The organism is Buchananella hordeovulneris (genome assembly GCF_001907235.1).
In the GTDB taxonomy this organism is placed as follows: Bacteria; Actinomycetota; Actinomycetes; order Actinomycetales; family Actinomycetaceae; genus Buchananella; species Buchananella hordeovulneris.
Genome location: NZ_MQVS01000002.1, coordinates 49,003 through 63,028 on the forward strand (window position 1 = coordinate 49,003; position 14,026 = coordinate 63,028).

10 protein-coding genes and 1 tRNA gene are annotated in these 14,026 nt (G+C 68.6%); 8 read left to right on the forward strand and 3 right to left on the reverse strand.

Going from position 1 to position 14,026, the window contains the following annotated elements; genetic code table 11:
- Window positions 1-50: 50 nt before the first annotated feature.
- Together BSZ40_RS02070 and BSZ40_RS02075 are read right to left on the reverse strand one after the other, a co-directional pair.
- The gene (locus BSZ40_RS02070) at window positions 51-509 is read right to left on the reverse strand and encodes a tRNA (cytidine(34)-2'-O)-methyltransferase (protein WP_073822847.1); all 459 of its coding nucleotides are present in this window, start codon (window positions 507-509) and stop codon (window positions 51-53) included.
- Between the two features lie 36 nt (window positions 510-545).
- Complete coding sequence (locus BSZ40_RS02075; protein ID WP_073822849.1) at window positions 546-1,073, reverse strand: YbhB/YbcL family Raf kinase inhibitor-like protein; 528 nt, start codon at window positions 1,071-1,073, stop codon at window positions 546-548.
- A 103-nt stretch (window positions 1,074-1,176) separates the two neighbouring features.
- Here BSZ40_RS02075 and BSZ40_RS02080 point away from each other — a divergent pair, with 103 nt between their 5' ends.
- Genes BSZ40_RS02080 through BSZ40_RS02095 form a run of 4 tightly spaced genes read left to right on the forward strand, consistent with a single transcriptional unit; the run spans window position 1,177 to window position 7,446 of the window.
- The gene (locus BSZ40_RS02080; protein WP_073822851.1) at window positions 1,177-1,851 is read left to right on the forward strand and encodes a hypothetical protein; all 675 of its coding nucleotides are present in this window, start codon (window positions 1,177-1,179) and stop codon (window positions 1,849-1,851) included.
- Window positions 1,848-3,428 (forward strand): DNA polymerase Y family protein, encoded by a 1,581-nt coding sequence (locus BSZ40_RS02085; RefSeq protein WP_073822853.1) that lies wholly within the window; start codon window positions 1,848-1,850, stop codon window positions 3,426-3,428. Before BSZ40_RS02080 ends, BSZ40_RS02085 begins: the two co-directional genes overlap by 4 nt.
- A gap of 48 nt (window positions 3,429-3,476) precedes the next feature.
- Window positions 3,477-4,133 carry a thymidine kinase gene (locus BSZ40_RS02090; RefSeq protein WP_073822855.1) on the forward strand — a complete coding sequence of 219 codons (657 nt, stop codon included), beginning with the start codon at window positions 3,477-3,479 and terminating at the stop codon, window positions 4,131-4,133.
- Window positions 4,134-4,143: 10 nt separating this feature from the next.
- Window positions 4,144-7,446 carry an error-prone DNA polymerase gene (locus tag BSZ40_RS02095; RefSeq protein ID WP_073822857.1) on the forward strand — a complete coding sequence of 1,101 codons (3,303 nt, stop codon included), beginning with the start codon at window positions 4,144-4,146 and terminating at the stop codon, window positions 7,444-7,446.
- An 8-nt stretch (window positions 7,447-7,454) separates the two neighbouring features.
- On the opposite strand, the gene BSZ40_RS02100 is transcribed toward BSZ40_RS02095, so the two are convergent.
- Window positions 7,455-8,711 (reverse strand): AI-2E family transporter, encoded by a 1,257-nt coding sequence (locus tag BSZ40_RS02100; RefSeq protein WP_084542547.1) that lies wholly within the window; start codon window positions 8,709-8,711, stop codon window positions 7,455-7,457.
- 79 nt (window positions 8,712-8,790) lie between these two features.
- On the opposite strand from BSZ40_RS02100, the gene BSZ40_RS02105 reads away from it, so the two are divergent.
- The 4 genes from BSZ40_RS02105 to BSZ40_RS02115 all read left to right on the forward strand — a co-directional run bounded on the left by BSZ40_RS02105 (window position 8,791) and on the right by BSZ40_RS02115 (window position 13,996).
- Window positions 8,791-9,687 carry a D-hexose-6-phosphate mutarotase gene (locus BSZ40_RS02105; protein WP_073822861.1) on the forward strand — a complete coding sequence of 299 codons (897 nt, stop codon included), beginning with the start codon at window positions 8,791-8,793 and terminating at the stop codon, window positions 9,685-9,687.
- 76 nt (window positions 9,688-9,763) lie between these two features.
- Window positions 9,764-9,848, forward strand: a tRNA-Leu gene (locus tag BSZ40_RS02110).
- Between the two features lie 197 nt (window positions 9,849-10,045).
- Complete coding sequence (locus BSZ40_RS11820; RefSeq protein WP_158020853.1) at window positions 10,046-10,189, forward strand: hypothetical protein; 144 nt, start codon at window positions 10,046-10,048, stop codon at window positions 10,187-10,189.
- Between the two features lie 234 nt (window positions 10,190-10,423).
- The gene (locus BSZ40_RS02115) at window positions 10,424-13,996 is read left to right on the forward strand and encodes a bifunctional proline dehydrogenase/L-glutamate gamma-semialdehyde dehydrogenase (protein ID WP_073822863.1); all 3,573 of its coding nucleotides are present in this window, start codon (window positions 10,424-10,426) and stop codon (window positions 13,994-13,996) included.
- Window positions 13,997-14,026 lie beyond the last annotated feature (30 nt).

The window sequence follows — 14,026 nt, forward strand, 5'->3', positions numbered from 1 at the left end:
CCATGGTAGGCCCCGCCCGCCCTCCCCACCTACCGGAGCGGGCCCTGCCCCTACACCGCGCCGACGAAACCCAACTGACGCCAAGCCTCGTACAAGGCGATAGCCGCAGCGTTGGACAGGTTCAAACTACGGGCCGCGGGCACCATCGGCAACCGCACGGGCTGCACCCGCGGATCGGCGATCATCTCCGGTGGCAGCCCCGTCGGCTCTGGACCAAACACCAACAGATCCCCCTGTTGGTAGGCCACCTCAGTGTGGCGCGTTGTGGCCTGCCCCGTGAAAACAAAGATGCGCCCCGGGGCCGCTAACGCGTAAACGTCCTCGATCGACTCGTTGACCTCCACATGCGCCAGGTCGTGGTAGTCCAGGCCCGCCCGCCGCAACTTGGCGTCGTCCATGGCAAAAAGCGGATCGACCAAATGCAGGTGCGCTCCCGTGCACGCCGACAAGCGGATAGCAGACCCGGTGTTACCGGGAATGCGCGGGGAGAAAAAACAAAGACGCAACATGGGCGTCATCCTCCCACGTCCCCCCAGCAGCACACCCTAGTGGGCAAACGTGCCCGTCAACGTCGCCCGCGCCAGCGTGTGAGCCAGCGCCGTGAACGCCACCGCGGTGGGGGAGGCCTCGTCAGTCAGCTCCAGGCTGTCCACCGCCAGGGCGTGCACCGCGAAGATGTAGCGGTGCGGCCGATCCCCCGGCGGGGGCGCGGCACCCTCATAGGCGTGTGCGCCCCCGTCGCTGCGCACGTGGAACATGGCGCCGTCCAGCAGCAGGTCGCTTTCCCCCAAGCCCTGCGCCAACTCAGTGACAGTGGCCGGGATGTCGACCACCGTCCAGTGCCAGTATCCGGCCGGGGTGGGGGCATCGGGATCAAAGCACGACACCACGAAGGAACGAGTCTCCGCCGGAAATCCGCTCCACGCCAGGTGCGGAGAGACGTTGCCCCCCTGTGCACTGTGCAATGGCGGCAATGACTCCCCGTCAGCAAAGTCGTTGGAACGCAGCGTGAAGGAGGGAAACTGCGGCAGCAGCGCGTACGGGTCGGGGGCAACTGGGCGATCCAGTCTCATTGTGGCTCCTTCCGTGTGGGGCTGCCCGCAGTCTAGGGGGAGAAGGAAAAAGTTAGCCCCACCCCGTAGACTTATCGAACAAACGTTCGAGGGGGTGGGGGAGTTGTCCAACCGGTTAGCCCAGGCCCGCGCCGCGCTCGCGGCGGCGGAGGAGCGGGTGGGGGTGCGGAAACGCCCGCTTGCTGCCCCTGGGGGGCGCCCGGTGCCGACGGTCCTGCACGGCCTGCTGGGGGCCCGCTGCTTGGGGGTGGCGGTCAGCGGTTCTAGTGCGTTGTTGCTGCAGGTGTGGGCGGCGGCCATGCGGGCCGACGACTGGGGGGCCATCGTCGGTTTTCCGACCTTGGGGTGGGATGCAGCGCGGGAGGCGGGCATTGATCTGGGGCGCGTGGTGGCGGTGCCAGACCCCGGTAGTGCTGCCGCCCGCGTGCTGGGGGTGCTCAGTGAGGTGGGAGGAGTGCTGGTGGTGGGGCCAACGGTGCAGCTGTCTGCGCCCCAGCAGCGCACCATCGGTCAAAAGCTGTGGCGGCAAGAAGGTTTCTTGCTGAGTGCCCAGGCCTGGCCGGGGGTGCCGCACGTGGTGGCCCAGAAGGTGACCTGTCCGCAGTTGGGGCTGGGGGAGGGGCGCATAGCCGGGGCCAGCTGGCGCGTGACGCGTGCCGACAGGCCCGGGTATGCGCCAATAACGGTCGCCTGGGACGGGGACGGCCTGCAGGCAGCGAGCGCGCGCCGGGCCGAACGGCAGGTAATCGCCTTGCGGCAAGTGCGGAGCGGGCGATGAGCGGGCGGGAATGGCTATGCGCCTGGGTGCCGAACTGGCCGCTAGCGGCCCTGCTAGTTGGCGCACCGGAACTGGCAGCCGCCCCCGTAGCCCTGACCGTGCGCAACCGGATCCGGGCCGCCACCCCGGCGGCCGCCCACCGCGGTGTACAGCCCGGCATGACAGTGCGTACCGCGCACGAGCTGTGCCCGGAACTGGCCGTGCACCGCGACGATCCGGCCCGCCAAACCCGAGTGTTCGAGCAAGTGCTACGGGACCTCGACGAAGTGGTTGCCGCCGTGCACGTGGTACGTCCTGGCCTGGTGCTGGTGCCTGCCCGCGGGCCCGCCCGCTGGGCGGGGGGCCGTGAGCAACTGGCCGAAAAACTCGGCGCTGCAGTGGCGGAAGGCTCCGGGCAGGAAGTGCAAGTCGGCGGCGGTTGCGGCACCCTGACGGCCATCCTCGCTGCGCAGGCGCAGCGCTTCATCCCCGCTGGGCAGGAACAGCAATTCTTGGCTCCCTGGCCGCTGCGGGCAGCCGGGCGGGCCCTGCCCGGCCACGACTTGACGGCGCTGCAGCAAACACTGGACCAATTAGGCATCCGCACGCTCGGGCAGCTCGCCCAGCTGCCCGCAGCGCAAGTGGCAGACAGATTCGGCCAGCTGGGGCAGCTGCTGCACCGCCTAGCCAGCGGCAACGAGGTCACCCCCACGCGGCCCGCCGATCGCCCCCGTGACTTCGCAGTCACGCGCGAACTGGACCCGCCCGTGCACCGCGCCGACGTGGCCGCTTTCGTCGCCAAATCACTGGTGGCGCAATTCCTGGCCGGGCTGGCCGAACGCGGGCAGGCCTGCGCCAGCCTGGAAATCGCGGCCTGCACCACCAACGGCACCTGGCGCAGCCGCATCTGGTCCCTAACTGCCCCGCCCAGCGCCACAGACCTCACTGATCGCGTGCGTTGGCAACTCGACGGCTGGCTCGCCGCCCGCCCCGCTCACTCCGGCGACGGGCCCCTGCACCGCCTCCGCCTGCGCGGCACCGACACCTACCCGGCCAGCGGGGCCCAAGCAGGCTTATGGGGCAAGCAAACCGCCGCCGAGCAGGCCGCCAACCGCGCCGCCCTCCGCCTGCAGGGCATCCTCGGCCCCGCGGCCGTAGTGCGGCCCTTCGCCCACCCCGGCAACGATCCTCGCTCCCGCACCGGTGTCGTGGCCTGGGGGGAGGCGCTGCCGTCCCCACCAAGCCAGCCGGGGCCGTGGCCGCATGCCCTGCCTGCCCCTTCCCCCACCTTGCTTCCCGCCACCCCGCCCGTGGTGCGCCTCCTGGACGCCGCCGCCGCCCCCGTCACCATCCAAGCGGACGGCACCCTCAGCGCCACCCCCACCCAGCTCCTGTTGCCTGCCGCCACTGACTTCCTGCTGCCTGCCGGGCGCTACCAAATCACCGGCTACAGCTGGCCCTGGGTCTTTAGTGGCCAATGGTGGCTCTCCGCCGGTCTGCCCGCCCGGGCCTACCTTGCCCTGGAAACCGACCGCGGTCCCGCCCTCCTGCTCGCCCACTGGGCAGACACATGGCACCTGGACGGTGTCTACGACTAGCAGCCCGCCCCCAACCGGTACGATCAAACACCGGCGAAAGGACGGCACGTGGCCAAGCTTTACTTCCGGTACGGGGCAATGAACTCCGGCAAATCAACCGCCCTGCTTCAAGCCGCCTTCAACTACGAAGAACGCGGACAGCGAGTCCTCCTTGCCAAGCCCCGCATCGACACCAAGGGCGACAACCAGATCATCTCCCGTCTCGGGGTCAGCCGCACCGTCGACCTCCTCGTCGACCCCCAAACCGACCTCTTCGCCCTCGTCGCCGACCGAGCCCGCGGCCACGACGCCACTGCCCTCCTGCCGGATCTCCCCGCCGCCGCCATCTCCTGCCTCCTTATAGACGAGGCCCAGTTCCTCACCCCCGCCCAAGTGGACGACCTCGTGGAAGTGGCCGTCACCCTCAACATCCCCGTCCTGGCCTACGGCATCCGCACCGACTTTCGCACCATTTCCTTTCCCGGGGCCCTCCGCCTGCTCGAAGTGGCCCACAGCCTCGAAGAGCTCAAAACCATCTGCCGCTGCGGCCGCAAAGCCATATTCAACGGCCGGAAAGTGGCCGACGTCTTCGTCTTCGCGGGCGACCAAGTAGCCATCGACGGGGTGGATGTTGGCTACGAGTCCCTCTGCGGCGCCTGCTACCTGCAAGCCGGCGGTCAACTGCCCTACAAAGCCGAGCGCGACAACCCGCCCCCCGCCAACTAGAATCGAACATGTGTTCGAATCGTATGCGGAACTGCACGCACACAGCTCCTACAGCTTCCTGGACGGCGCTGCCCACCCCGCCACGCTCCTGCGCCGGGCCACCGAACTCGAACTCACCGCCCTGGCCCTGACAGACACCACCGGCCTGCCTGGCGTCGTCGCCCTCGCCCAAGCCGCCCGCGAACAACAAGCCGACGGCGGCCCCGTCCCCGCCACCATCTTCGGCACCGAACTAACCCTGCGCGACCCCGCCGCTCCCGCAGGCGTCCACCGCTCCCCGCCACCCCGCCCCGCAGGCCCTCCAGACTCCCACCCCGCCCCCGCTCCCACCAGCCTCACCGACACCCACCTGCCCCTCCTCGTCGGCTCTCCCGCCGGCTACGCGGCCCTATCCGCCACCCTCGCCCGCGCCCACCTGTCCCTCCCCTCCGACCCCGCTCCCCGCCACCCCCGCTTCTGCCTGGCCGAACTGGCCGACGCCGCCCACCCAGACTGGCTTGCCCTGACCGGCACCCGGCACGGCCCCCTGCGCCGCGCGCTCGCGGCAGGACGCGCCGCGGCCCGCACAGTCATCGCCGAATTACGCGAGGCCTTCGGAGCGGACAACGTGGCGATAGAGCTGAACCTAGACGCCGGCCCCCACGACGCCGCCCTCACCTGCGCCCTAGGAACGCTGGCCGACGAAGCGGGATTACGCCTAGTGGCCACCACCGCGGCCCGCGCCGCCCACCCCCGCGACCTACCGCTCGTGCAGGCCCTGCTCGCCACCCGCGAGCGCGCCAACCTGAGTGAAGTGGAAGCCAGCCTGCCCCACCGGGGTGCCTTCCTGCGGTCCGCAGCCCAAATGCGCCAACTGCATCACCGCCGCCCAGGCGCCGTCCAGGAAGCCGCCGCCCTCGGAGCAGACCTCGCCTTCGACCTAGCGCTGATCGCTCCCCAACTACCGCGCTTTCCGGTCCCCACCGGGCACGACGAGGCCTCCTGGCTGCGGGAACTGACCCGGCAAGGGGCGCGGCGCCGATACGGCGAGCGTCACCACCACCCGCGGGCCTGGCAAATGCTGGAACATGAACTGACCGTCATCTGCCAACTGGGTTTCCCCGGATATTTCCTCATCGTCCACGACATCGTGGAGTTTTGCCGCCGCCGCGGCATCCTGGCCCAGGGTAGGGGTTCAGCCGCCAACTCGGCTGTCTGCTTCGCCCTCGGCATCACCGCCGTCGACGCAGTGCAACACCAACTGCTCTTCGAACGGTTCCTCTCACCCGGCCGCAGCGGCCCACCCGACATCGACCTAGATATAGAGTCAGCCCGCCGCGAAGAAGTAATCCAGTACGTCTACCAGCGCTACGGCCGACAACAAGCCGCCCTAGTGGCCAACGTCGTCACCTACCGGGCCCGCTCAGCCCTGCGAGACGCCGCCAAAGCACTAGGACACAGCCCTGGCCAGGCAGAAGCCTGGGCCAAATCCTGCGACAGGTGGCGCAGCGTGCCAGACCAAAGCGACGAGATACCCACCAGCGTGCTGGACCTGGCCCGCCAGTACGTCGACCTGCCCCGCCACCTAGGGATCCACCCAGGCGGCATGGTGCTGTGCGACCGCCCCGTCATCGAAGTGTGCCCCGTGCACTGGGCGACCATGCCCGGCCGCACCGTACTGCAGTGGGACAAGGACGACTGCGCGGAGGCAGGCCTAGTCAAATTCGACCTCCTCGGTCTAGGCATGCTCACCGCCCTGCGCCTTGCCTTCACCTCACTAGCCGCGCGCGGCGTGCACTGCCCCGACCGCCCAGACCAGCCCCTCACACTGCACACCCTGCCCAACGAGGACCCCGCCGTCTACCGCCTCCTGTGCGCTGCCGAAACGGTGGGAGTCTTCCAAGTCGAATCCCGGGCACAGATGCAGACACTGCCCCGCCTCCGCCCCCAAAACTTCTACGACATCGTCGTGGAGGTGGCCCTCATCCGCCCGGGTCCCATTCAAGGCAACGCCGTCACCCCCTACATAAAACGTCGCCTCGGCCGCGAACCAGTCACCTACCTGCACCCAAAACTACGCCCCGCACTAGAAAAAACCCTCGGGGTGCCCCTGTTTCAGGAACAGCTGATGCAAATCGCCATGGATTGCGCGAACTTCACCCCCGGGCAGGCCGACGAACTCCGCAAAGCCATGGGCGCCAAACGCTCCCTCGCCCGCATGGACCGCCTCCGCGACCAGGCCATCAACGGCATGCTCGCCAACAACATCCCGCGCCCCGTCGCCGAAGAAATATTCGCGCTGCTGCGCGCCTTTGCAAACTTCGGCTTCCCCGAATCCCACTCGTTCTCATTCGCCCACCTGGTCTACGCCTCGGCATGGCTGAAAGTGCATCACCCCGAGGACTTCCTGGCCGGCCTCCTCGCGGCCCAACCGCTAGGCTTCTATTCGCCCGCCTCCCTCGTCGCAGACTTCCGACGCTTCGGAGTGCGCACCGCCCGCCCCTGCGTCCAACGCTCCGACGTACACGCCCGCGTCGAGCACCATCCCCCCTCCGCCCACCCTGCCCCACCGCTCGTCGCCGGGCTAGTAAACCCGCACCCCGAACTGTGCGTGCGCCTCGGACTGGGCGACATTCGCGGTCTCGGGCAAGCCGCAGCACACCGGATCGTGGAGGCTCGCCAAGCCGGAGCCTTCACCAGCTTCGCTGACCTGGCCGCGCGCGTGTCGCTGACTACCGCCCAACGCGAAGCCTTGGCGGGCGCGGGCGCACTGCGGGCCCTGGGGCGCTCGCGGCGCGCCGACATTTGGGCCGCCGGGGCACTGGCCGACGCTTACGCCGGGCCCGCCCCGGCGGGGCAGGCCTACCAGCCGCCGTTACCGGGACTGGAGATCGGGGCCAGCGCCCCGCCTTTGCCGCCGCTAGAGGTGGGGGAGGTGGTGGCAGCGGATCTGACATTGACTGGGGTCAGCCCGCACCTGCACCCAGTGGGGTTGCGGCGGGCGGAACTGGCCGCCGCCGGTGTGCTGCGGGCCGCCGAGGTTCCCGCGGCCCCGGCTGGGCGGCGCATACGGGTGGCGGGGGTGGTAACGCACCGGCAGCGGCCCCCCACCGCGGGGGGCGTGACCTTCTTGTCGCTGGAGGACGAAACCGGAATCGTCAATGTGGTCTGCTCGCGCGGGCTGTGGCAGCGCTACCGCGTGCTGGCCCGCACGAGCAAAGCTTTGGTGGTGCGCGGCATCCTGGAGACCAACGATGGGGCCTGCAATCTGCTAGCTGACCAGTTGGTGCCGCTGGCGTTGGTGTGCGCTCCCGCTGCGCGCGATTTTCGCTAGCTACCAGCTCACCGCAGGTTGGCGGTAGCTTCCATCACTTCCCGCACGGTCGGCAGGGGCGCGCTTTCCGGTGGATCCAAGGGACGCAGCACGTTGTAGACGGCCCAACACACCGCGATGAGGGGGATGGCGAGGAACGCCCCGATCAGCCCGGCCCAGAATGTTCCGGCGGCCACCCCCACCGCCACGACCATGGGATGCAGCGAGACCTGTTTGCCCATCACCAGGGGCTGGAGCACGTGGCCTTCGAACTGGCCGATGAGGGTGATGCCGATACCGACGATCAGCATGGCCATCAGCCCCTTGGAGGCCAGCGCCACGATCATCGCCACCAGCATCGCGGCGGGTGCCCCGATCAGGGGAATGAAGGCCCCGATGAGCACCAGTAGCCCCAGGGGAGCAGCCAAGGGGATCCCGAGGATCGACAGGAAAATGAAAGCAAAGAGCGCGTCTGAACCGGCCACGATCATGGTGCCGCGGGCGTAGCCGGAGAAGGTATACCACCCGGCGCAGGCGGCTCGGTGGGTGCGCTCGCGCACGTGGGCGGGCAGCTGGTTGACGAACCAGAGCCACATTTTGTCTCCCGACAGCAGCAGACAGATGCCGACGAACGCCGAAAGCGCGAGCACGGTCATTATGAGGGCGATGACGGAGGCATTGGACAGCACCTCGCCCGCCAGGGTGGCGGCGTTCTCCCGCACGTATTGCGTGCCCTCGCGAATGGATTTGTTGGCCCAGGCGATGACTTCGGAGCGGCTGACTGAGAAGGGAGAGGAATCGCTCTCCAGGAAGTCGAGCAGTTTGTAGGCACCGTACTGGAATTGCCCGGTCAAGTGCGGAATTTGGTCCACCACCGAGGTGACGACGTAGAAGATCATGGCTGCCACGCTGGCCATCGTCACCAGCACGGTGGCGATGACGGCTATGACTTGCGGCATGAAGCGGGAGAGCCAGTTGACGATGGGCAACAGGATGGAGGAAACGACCAGCGCCAGGAAGATGGCGATGAACACCATGTCGATGCGGGCGATCGAAGTGAACGCGAAGTACACGACGATGCACAAGCCGATGATGTACCAGGCTGACATCCCGGAGCGCCGCAGCCAGTTGGGGATGCCTTCGTGGAGGGACTGGGGGCGAGGGGCCCGGCGGGTGGCCAGGGAAGTGCGGGGCGGTAAGGGGCGAGGGGAGCGAAGTGCGCGCGCCATACGCCCCAGGGGGGAGCGGGCGCGGGTGGGGCGGGCGGAGAGCCGGGGCGTTTCCATGGGGTCACAGTAGCGAGCCGGTGAAGTGAACAGCGCGCTTGGGCGCCGCGGTTTGCATTTTGCCGCTACGGTCTTAGCTATGACCGACAACGCGAACTTGCCTACGACCGCCTTCCTGACCGCCGACGCCTCCCCCCGCCTGGTGGTGGATACCCGCCGCTGCCGGGGGGAGGTGGGCCTGCATGGCGCCACCGTCACGAGCTTTGTGCCCGCTGGGGGCCGGGAGTTGCTGTTCGTCTCGAAGAAGGCGGTGCGCGATGGTTCGCGGCCGGTGCGGGGCGGCATCCCGGTGTGTTTCCCGTGGTTTGGGGTGGGGTTCATGGAGGAGCGGATGGAGCCGCTGCACGGTTTTGCCCGCAAGCTGCCGTGGGAGTTGGTGGAGGTGGTCGACGACGACGCGGTGGTCACCTCGCGTTTGCGGCTCACTGGGCAGGTGGCGCAGGACGCGCCGGGCCGACACCTGGTGCCGCAGGACTTCACGGCGGAGCTGGAGGTGCGAATGGGGCAGACGCTGCGCCTAGAGTTGGCGGTCACCAATACTGACATTGAGCCGTTGACGTACGAGGTGGCGTTCCATACCTACTTCTCGGTCTTGGACGTGACGGCGTGCCGCTTGCGCGGCCTGGAAGGCGCGGAGTTCGTGCAGGACGGCGTGGCGGGGGTTGGTTCGCGCTACCCGCTGCGGGTGGACGGGCACATAGACCGGGTTTACGACTCGGCGGCGCAGCTGCTGCTGGACGATCCTGGTTTTGGGCGGCGAATCACTATTACGGGGGAGAACTCCTCGCACGCGATCGTGTGGAACCCGGGGCCGCAGGGGGCAGCTGATATGGCGGACATGGCCGAGCATGAGTGGGTGCAGATGCTGTGCGTGGAGACGGCGCGGGCCCGCGATGCGGCCGTGACGGTGGCGCCAGGGGCGACGTCGTGCGTGGCGGTGGAATTAGCGGTCAGCGAGCTGCCTAGCGGGCGGTGAGCAAGCCCACCGCCCCGCGTTTTGCGCTGAAGTTCGCGGGGGTGGTAGGCTCTGCCAGGTCGCGTTGAGCGCACCTGTCCGGGTGGCGGAATGGTAGACGCGCTAGCTTGAGGTGCTAGTGCCCGCAATAGGGCGTGGGGGTTCGAGTCCCCCCTCGGACACTGGGTGACTGTCGGTGACAGTCCGAGTGGTCAGGCAGGAGCCTGATTGGCCGTGCGGCCGGTGACATCACACAGTGCGGGAATGATCCTGCACCTGGCGGTGTTACGTCATTTATCCCCTGTTGCGGGGGAGCGGTGTACACGCGCAACTAGAGCGCGCGCCGCAGTTGGAAGAAGAGGGAAGGAGATGCGACATGATGGACAGGGAACTTTGCCAGCATGAATTCGCCCAGGCGGCCGCTGAGGTGGCTTCTTTGGCGGAGCACGCCGCGCCCGGCCGGGTGGAGCGCGCTTACCAGCGCCTCGCCGCCGCGCAGGCTGCACTCGAACTCGCCGCCTGAGTGCGGTGGCGGCCAGCCCGGTGCGGGCTGGCCGCTTTTTTCTGCCCACCCGCGGCCCAGCCCGCCCCCGCGGTGGGCAGAAGGGAATTGGGCCGCCCGCGCCCCGGGTCTTTAGTCCCGACACAGCAGTGGTTCAGAAAGTGTGAATGCGTGACGGTGGCGAACTTAAACGCGCTTAAGTATCGTGGAAAGATACGCAATGCCGCCGCACTGCCCTAGCACGAGAGGTTAACGATGACCACTGCCGCCGCAGCCCGCACCGAAATTGATCAGGCAATCATGCGCGCGGGGCAGACCGCGCAGCGGTGGGCCGCCGCCGCGGAACAGTACTCCGCTACCCGCGCGGCCCAATTGCTGGGGCAGGCGCTGAAGGACGCCGACGGCCTGGACTACACCGTCCAGTTTGTCGACAAGGTGATTCGCCCCGAGGACCTGTCGGTCGCCGCCCGCAATCTCGCCGAGCTGGCCAAACGCACCCCGGCATTCCTGCCGTCCTGGCTCAAGGCCCCCGCCCGCCTGGGCGGTGTTTCTGGTCGTCTACTGCCGAGCGTAACCATCCCCGCGGCGCGCTACGTGTTCCGCCAGCTGGTCGGCGACCTCGTCATTGACGTCACGGACGAAAAGCTCGGCCCCGCGATCGCTCGGCTGCGGGAGGACGGCTCCCGCCTAAACGTCAACTTGCTGGGGGAGGCGGTGCTGGGGGACAAGGAGGCCGCCCGCCGCCTGGCCGATACCTTCAAGCTGCTGCAGCGGGACGACGTTGACTACGTATCACTGAAAGTCTCGGCGGTCACCGGACCACACAACCCGTGGGCACACGCCGAGGTGGTGGCAGAGGCGGTCGAGAGGCTGGCTCCCCTCTACGATTACGCCGCGGCCCAACCGACCCCCAAGTTCATCAACCTGGACATGGAGGAGTACCGGGACCTAGACATGACCATCAAGGTCTTCACCAAGCTGCTCGACCGGGACAACTGTCTGCACCTGCGGGCAGGCATCGTACTGCAGGCCTACCTCCCGGATGCCCTGCCCGCCATGCAACGCCTGCAAGAGTGGGCGGCCGCCCGCCGCGCCCGCGGCGGCGCTCCCATCAAGGTGCGGGTGGTCAAGGGAGCCAACCTGGCCATGGAGCGGGTGGCCGCCGAAGAAAAAGGCTGGGAGCTGGTGACCTGGGAGTCCAAGACCGCCACCGATGCCAACTATCTGCGGGTGCTGGAGTGGGCCTTGACCCCGCAACGCATGGATGCCGTCCACATCGGGGTGGCGGGGCACAACCTATTTACGTTGGCGTTCGCGTGGGAGTTGGCAGGCCTGCGGGGCGCCCGGGAACACCTTGATGTCGAGATGTTGGCCGGCATGGCCACCCCCCAGGCCGCCGCGGTGCGGCAGGACGTCGGTGACCTGCTGCTGTACGTCCCGGTGGTGCGTCCGGCGGAGTACGACGTCGCCATCGCCTACCTGGTGCGGCGGCTGGAGGAGAACGCGGCCCCCGAGAACTTCATGGCCTCGATATTCGACATCGGGCACGACACTCAGGCCTTCGCCAAGGAAGCCGAGCGTTTCGCCCGGGCGGCGGACATGTGGCAGGCGGAAGGCGAGCGGCGCGTGCGCCCCACCCGGCAACAAGACCGCAGCAGTGAAACCGCCGACCAGTTGACGGCTGCGCAACAGGACGCCGACGGTCGCTGGCGCTTTGCCAACACCCCGGACTCCGACCCTGCCCTGCCCGCCAACCAGCGCTGGGCCCGCCAGATCCTGGCCCGGGTCCCTGATTCGCGGCTGGGGGAACAGACCGTGGCCGAGGCGTGGATCGGGGCGGCGGACGTGGCGGACGTCCTGGCGCGGGCCACCGCCGCAGGCCAGCAGTGGGCCGCGCGCCCGGCCCGCGAGCGCGCCGAACTACTGCACCGCGTCGGAGTCGAGCTGGCGCGCCGCCGCGGAGAGTTGATCGAGGTGGCGGCGGCGGAACTCGGCAAGGGACTGGACCAGGCCGACGTCGAAGTCTCCGAAGCCGTCGACTTCGCCCACTACTACGCCGAGCGCTCCCGGGAGTTGGAGCAGCTGTCCGGCGCCACCTTCACGCCCGCCCGGGTCACCCTGGTGACTCCGCCGTGGAACTTCCCCCTGGCGATCCCCTTCGGCGGGGTGGCGGCGGCCCTGGCCGCTGGGTGCGCCGTCGTGCTTAAGCCCGCCCCCACTGCCCGCCGCTGCGCGGCCCTTATCGCCGAGTGCTTGTGGGCGGCTGGGGTCCCGCGCGAGGTGATGCAGTTCGTCGTCGGGCAGGACGAAGAGATCGGACAGCCGTTGGTGACCGATCCCCGCGTGGAGCGCGTCGTCCTGACCGGGGCGTCAGACACCGCCGAAATGTTCCGCAACTGGCGGCCGGATCTGCCGCTGTTGGCCGAGACCTCCGGCAAGAACGCCATCATCGTCACCCCCTCGGCCGACCTCGACCTCGCTGTCAAGGACGTGGTGTACTCGGCCTTCGGTCACGCCGGGCAAAAATGCTCGGCCGCTAGCCTGGTGATCCTGGTGGGGTCAGCGGCCCGCTCGAAGAGGTTCAAGAACCAGCTAGTCGACGCGGTGCAATCGTTGGTGGTCGACTGGCCGACAAACCCGCGCGCCCAGGTTGGCCCGCTCTCGGAGCTTCCGGGTGACAAGCTCACCCGCGGACTGACCGTGCTGGAGGAGGGGCAGAACTGGGTGGTGCGTCCCCGCCAGCTCGACGATTCCGGGCGCCTGTGGAGCCCGGGCGTCCGGGCGGGCGTCAACGCAGGCAGCGAGTTCCACCTGGTGGAGTACTTCGGCCCAGTACTCGGGGTCATGCGGGCCACCACGCTGGCCGAGGCGGTGGAGCTGCAAAACGCTACCCAGTACGGCCTGACGGCGGGTCTGCATTCGCTTGACGCCAAGGAAATCAACTACTGGCTAGACCACGTCCAGGCGGGCAACGTATACGTCAATCGTGGCATCACCGGGGCCATCGTGCAGCGCCAGCCGTTCGGCGGCTGGAAACGGTCCGCTGTCGGTAACGGCACGAAGGCCGGGGGACCGAACTATCTGCTGGCCTTCGGCACAGTGACGCCCGCCGAGCGCACGGGCGGGGAGGAGCCGCTGACCAAGCCGCAGCTGCGGGAACTGTCCCGGGTTGCCCTGCCCCTGCTGGAGGAAACCGTCGCGGTCGGCGTGGCCCGCGATTTGGCGGACTTGGAACGGGCCTGCCTCACCGAGTTTGACGTCTTGCACGATCCGACCGGCAACGCCTCGGAACGCAACATTCTGCGTTACCTGCCCGCCCGCGCCACCGTGCGCGCCGAAGCAGACGCCCCCCTCGCCGACATCGTGCGGAGCCTGGGGGCAGCCCTGGCCCAGGGCAGCTTCGAGCTCAACGAGCGCGAAGACGGGACCCGGATTACCCGGCAGGCCGGCGGAAGCAAGACTGGGGTACCGCAGCTGCTGCTGTCCACCGCCACCCCGGTGCCGGAGGCGCTGGCCGAATTTGCCCGCCGCTACGGCCTTGACGTGCGCACTGAGTCAGCCGAAGAGTTCCGCGCCCGGACCAAGCGGCAGCTAGCTGCCCCAGAACCCGGTGCCCCAGCCCAGGACGTCCGGGTGCGTCTCTTGGGCGGTAGCGGGGCTCGGCTGCTAGGCGACCTGGGCGGCTCCATCGACGTGGCGGTGTGGGCAGATCCCGTGACGCATTGCGGGCGGGTGGAGATCCTGCCGTTTGTGCACGAACAAGCCGTCTCGATCACGAACCACCGGTTCGGCAACCCCACGCCCCTGACCCGCCAAGTGCTCGCCTAAAGACGCCACGGTGGGGCGGGTCCCGCCCCA

Coding starts and splice junctions, on each gene's coding strand:
- BSZ40_RS02075 (WP_073822849.1), bottom strand. CDS start 1,073: ATGAGACTGGATCGCCCAGTTGCCCCCGACCCGTACGCGCTGCTGCCG.
- BSZ40_RS02070 (WP_073822847.1), bottom strand. CDS start 509: ATGTTGCGTCTTTGTTTTTTCTCCCCGCGCATTCCCGGTAACACCGGG.
- BSZ40_RS11820 (WP_158020853.1), top strand. CDS start 10,046: ATGGACAGGGAACTTTGCCAGCATGAATTCGCCCAGGCGGCCGCTGAG.
- BSZ40_RS02085 (WP_073822853.1), top strand. CDS start 1,848: ATGAGCGGGCGGGAATGGCTATGCGCCTGGGTGCCGAACTGGCCGCTA.
- BSZ40_RS02105 (WP_073822861.1), top strand. CDS start 8,791: ATGACCGACAACGCGAACTTGCCTACGACCGCCTTCCTGACCGCCGAC.
- BSZ40_RS02100 (WP_084542547.1), bottom strand. CDS start 8,711: ATGGAAACGCCCCGGCTCTCCGCCCGCCCCACCCGCGCCCGCTCCCCC.
- BSZ40_RS02115 (WP_073822863.1), top strand. CDS start 10,424: ATGACCACTGCCGCCGCAGCCCGCACCGAAATTGATCAGGCAATCATG.